At 68.5% G+C, this 3,539-nt stretch carries 2 protein-coding genes and 1 pseudogene; all 3 read right to left on the reverse strand.

Annotated elements, in window-relative coordinates:
- Positions 1-579: GmrSD restriction endonuclease domain-containing protein (locus ABW137_RS15520; RefSeq protein ID WP_526401454.1), on the reverse strand; the 579-nt coding region annotated here is incomplete at its 3' end.
- A complete protein-coding gene (recG, locus tag ABW137_RS15525) occupies positions 576-2,810 on the reverse strand; it encodes an ATP-dependent DNA helicase RecG (RefSeq protein WP_526401456.1) in 2,235 nt (744 codons plus the stop codon). The genes ABW137_RS15520 and recG, both read right to left, overlap by 4 nt.
- 2 nt (positions 2,811-2,812) lie before the next feature.
- Positions 2,813-3,539, reverse strand: a pseudogene (locus ABW137_RS15530) (DAK2 domain-containing protein); the annotation flags it as partial.

Consider the following 3,539-nt stretch of genomic DNA (forward strand, 5'->3'; position numbering starts at 1 on the left):
GGGCGGCATCCAGTCGGCGGGCTCGGCATCGCCCTTGTCCTGATTGGCCTGCCCCTGCACGGCCAGCAGGTTCGCCGGATCGTTGGCGAAGCGCGCGCGCATCTCGTCGGACCAGTCGCGCGCACCCAGATCCCACGCCAACGCCAGCGGAACCAGATGGTCGATCTGAACCGAGGCGCCGACCTGATTGCCGCGGGTGAACGCCACGACCACGTTGGTGTACGGGTCGAACAGCGTGCCGGTCGCCACGGCGTTGGGGCACCGTTTGATCGACGTGAACGTCTTGTCCACCAAGTCGCGATCGAGGATGTCGTTGCGGGTGTCGCAGCCGTTGTGACCCAGCGGCGCGGTGTTGTCGTCGGTCCAACTCTCCCCGAACGCCGCTCTGCGGTAATCGTGTCCGCGCACCCGCATCGGTATGACCGGGATGCCCGCCAGAAGGTCGACGCCGGGGGCGACGGTCGGCACGTCGGCGGCGGCCGCGGCGAACCGAGCACTGCCATCGTCGGCCGACGACACCTGGACCGCCACCACGACCGCGATCAGCACGCCTGCGATCAACCAGCCGACCTTCTTCATGCCTTGTCCAGGAACTCGACGCGCTCGGTCTCCGAGAACGGCGCCGCAAGGACCTCGACGCCGCGGTGGTCGAGCAATTGGGGATCCTCGGCGTACACCGATTCGGCGAAGGCGCGGGCCGATTCGATGATCTCGCGATGCTCCGCGAGCGACAGCAGCTTCAACGTGATGGGCCTGCCGGACTGCGTGAGCCCCAGCACGTCGCCCTCGCGGCGCTCGGCAAGGTCGAGGTCGGCGAGCTCGAAACCGTCGAGCGTCGCGGCGACCGCCTTCAAGCGGGCGCCGGCCTTGGAGGTCTCGGGCAGATTGGTGGCCAACAAACACAGGCTGGGATGCTCACCGCGACCGATGCGACCGCGCAGCTGGTGCAGCTGACTGATGCCGAACCGGTCGGCGTCCATCACGAACATGACCGTGGCGTTGGGCACGTCGACGCCCACCTCGATCACGGTGGTGCACACCAGCACGTCGAGTTCCCCCGCGCGGAACGCCGTCATCACCGCGTCCTTCTCGTCACCGGACAGCCTGCCGTGCATGAGACCGATGCGCAGGCCCGCCAACGGCCCGTGCCGAAGGAGTTCGAGCATCTCGATCACCGTCTTGGCGGGCGGTCCTGCCTGTTCCCCGGATTCCTTGTCCGACTCGTCGATACGCGATGCGACGACATAGGCCTGCCTTCCCGCCTCGACCTCCTCACGCATGCGCTGCCAGGCCCGCCCGACCCAGGACTTCTGCCGCTCCTCACGCATGAAGATCGTGTTCGTGGTGATCGGCTGCCTGCCCCTGGGCAGCTCGCGCAGCACCGACGTCTCCAGGTCGCCATAGACGGTCAGCGCGACGGTGCGGGGAATGGGCGTCGCCGTCATCACCAGCAGGTGCGGAGTGACGCCTTCGGATGCCTTGGCGCGCAATCGGTCTCGCTGCTCGACACCGAACCGGTGTTGCTCGTCGACGACGACGAGTCCGAGCTCGTGGAAGTCTACGGCGTCCTGGATCAGCGCATGCGTACCCACCACGATGCCCGCTGCACCGGAGGCGATCTCGTCACGCACCTCGCGCTTCTGCTGAGCCGTCATCGATCCGGTCAGTAGCGCGACGCGCGTGGCACCCTCGACCCCGTCGAGCTCACCGGCCCTCGCCAGCGGTCCGAGCACGTCGCGGATCGAGCGGGCGTGTTGCGCAGCTAGCACTTCCGTCGGCGCCAACAGCGCGCACTGATAGCCCGCGTCGACCAACTGCGTCATCGCGAGCACCGACACGATGGTCTTTCCAGAGCCCACCTCGCCCTGCAGCATGCGGTGCATCGGGCGCTTGGAGGCGAGCTCGTCCGAGATCGTGTCCAGCACCGTCAGCTGGCCCGCGGTCAGCTCGAACGGCAGTCGCCCCTTCAGCGCGGCCAGAAGGCCGTCGTCGCGCCGGGGGGCGGGCGGGCCCGTCTCGCTCAGCGCCCCGTACCGGCGTGCCACCAGCGCCCACTGCAGGCCGACGGCCTCGTCGACGGTGAGCCTGGCCCGGGAGCGCTCACGATCCTCGACGCGCTCGGCGAGATGGATGCCGCGGAGCGCCTCGTCCTCCGAACACAGATCCCATTGCCGCCGAACACTTTCCGGCAACGGGTCCACTATCGGATCGAGCACGTCGAGCACCTGCCTGATGCAGGCGTAGAGGTCCCAACTCTGCACCTTCGCGCTCGCCGGATAGATCGGGAAGAAGTCGCGCTCGAAAGCGGCCAGGATCTCCGCTGGGTCTCGGTCCCCCGCAATCGCCTTCATCGACTTGGTGCCGACCTGCTTGCCGCGTGCCGACTCGATCACCAGGAACGCCGGGTGGGTCAGCTGCATGGTCTTGCGAAAGTAGGACACCTCGCCCGAGAGCATCACCTTGGTGCCCACCTCAAGGTCCTTCAGCAGCCAGTCGGCATTGAAGAACGTCGCCGTCACCTCGGGCCTGCGCTCGCCCAGCGTCACGACGAGGTACTTGCGCGCTCGTTTTCCCGGCTGCTGCCGCATCGGCCTGGCCACGGCATCGGTGATCGTGTCGACGAACGTGACGTGCTGGCCCTCCTCGAGGTCGAGCTGCTCGCCCTCCTCGCGCACCGTCATGCCGTCGCTGTACTTGCGCGGATAGTGGCGCAGCAGGTCGTCGACGGTGACCATGCCGAAGTGCTCCTCGAGCTTCTTGGCGGTCCTGGCGCCGAGGACGTTGACGAGTTTGTCGGTGAGGGTGGCCACGACTACTCCACTCCGATCAGCAGTGCGTCACCCCGGTGGCCGGTGTGGTAGGTCACCAATTCGGCGCCGAGGTGCTGGTTGTGCACGTGATCCTGCAGGGCAGCGCCGACGGAGTCGTCGACGCCGTGGCCGGTCAGGACGGTGACGAGTTCGCCACCCGAGCTCAGCAGCAGATCGATCAAACCGGCACCCGCGGCGGCCACGTCCTGCCCCACGATCAGGACCTCGTCGCCCGAGATGCCCAACCCGTCGCCGGGCGTGCAGGTGCCCGCCCAGGTCAGGGCCTCCTCGGTGGCAACCCGCACCGAGCCGTGTCGTGCGCCGGCCGCGGCGCGCGCCATCGTGTAGCCATCGTCGACGGCCTGGCGGGCGGCATCATGCACCGCCAACGCCGCCAGCCCCTGCACCATCGACCCGGCGGGCACGGGCACCACGTCGATCCCCCATCCGATCGCCGCGGTACAGCCGGCCACCAGTTCCTCGGCGGCGACGAATCCGTTGGGGAGCACCATGATCTGCGCCGCTCCCGCATCGACGAGCGCGCGCAGCAGCTGTTTGGCGCTGATCGCCGCGTCGACGTCCCTCCGTAGGACGTGCGCACCCTCGCCCGCGAACAGTTCCTGGGCGCCGTCGCCGTCGACGATCGCCAGCACGGCGCGGTCGTGGGTCCACCCGCTCGCCGGGCGCGCACCAGCAGACCCGGCGAGCGCGGTGACCTGAATCCGGCTT

This window comes from Mycobacterium sp. (assembly GCF_040509115.1).
Taxonomy (GTDB): Bacteria; Actinomycetota; Actinomycetes; order Mycobacteriales; family Mycobacteriaceae; genus Mycobacterium.